Annotated in this window: 1 protein-coding gene; it reads right to left on the reverse strand. The window is 59.1% G+C overall.

The window, feature by feature from the left end; genetic code table 11:
* Window positions 1–79 precede the first annotated feature (79 nt).
* Window positions 80–946, reverse strand: an 867-nt coding sequence (locus tag ACXJ7R_RS34420; protein ID WP_457155685.1) for a porin, incomplete at its 5' end; no start/stop codon positions are given.

Raw genomic sequence — 946 nt, forward strand, 5'->3', positions numbered from 1 at the left:
CAGATCGGTACAGCACAGTGCACAAAAAACCGCCCGCAGCGATAACGCTGCCGGCGGTTGGGTGAGATCAATCGATCCGTTAGAACGAGCGCTGGAAGCGGAGAATGCCGCCGACGCTGCTCTTCTTGTTGGCCTTGGTCCAGTTGCTGAAGTCGGCGTCGTCGAACTTTCCAGCATTGAGGTAATCGACTTCGGCCGTGACCGTAAAGCCGGGCACAACAGTGTAGGCAACGTTGGCGGCGACGCCGAGGTTCTTCCAGTCGTCATAAGAGATCTGGGCGTTGAACGCGGTCTTGTCGTTGAACTTGTAGGTGCCACCGCCCCAGACTGCCCAGTTGCCGCCCCACTGCTTGTAGAAGCCGCGACCTTTAGCGTTGATAGCGTTGGTCGGATCGTTGAGGTTGTCGTCCGTGCCGTAACCGCCGATGATGAACAGCGACAGTTCCTTGGTGACATTCACGTCCAAACGAACCTTGCCGGCCGCTTCCTCGTAGTTGCTGTCATAGGCGACGACGCCAGTGATCGCACCCCAGTCGCTCTTGTACTTCAAGCCGCCGACGACATGCGGAACATAGCTGTCGATGGTGCCGCCCTTGCCGGCGCCTTCTTCGAGAGAGACCAATCCCGTGAGGCCGTTGCCTGCGTCGAAGTAGTATTGAACGACGTTGCTCTCCTGCCCGCCATACGGAACCAGCGTGTCCTGGATGACGTTGCCGGCATAGCCGATGAACGTATCGAAAGCCGTATCGTCCTTGCCGACGCGCAGGCCGCCGAGCTGAATCCAAGCGAAACGCAGCGAGGTAGACTTGTTGCGGCCTTGCCAGTCGTCCGCATTGGAGGCGGCCTGGTTGAGATAGTCGCCGCTGCTGTTACCGTAGTTGAAGCGGGTCTCGGTGTAGGTCTTGAGGGTACCGAGCTCGGTCTCCTGACCGGTCCAGGTCTTCAG

The sequence above is a fragment of the Mesorhizobium sp. P5_C1 genome (assembly GCF_054049815.1).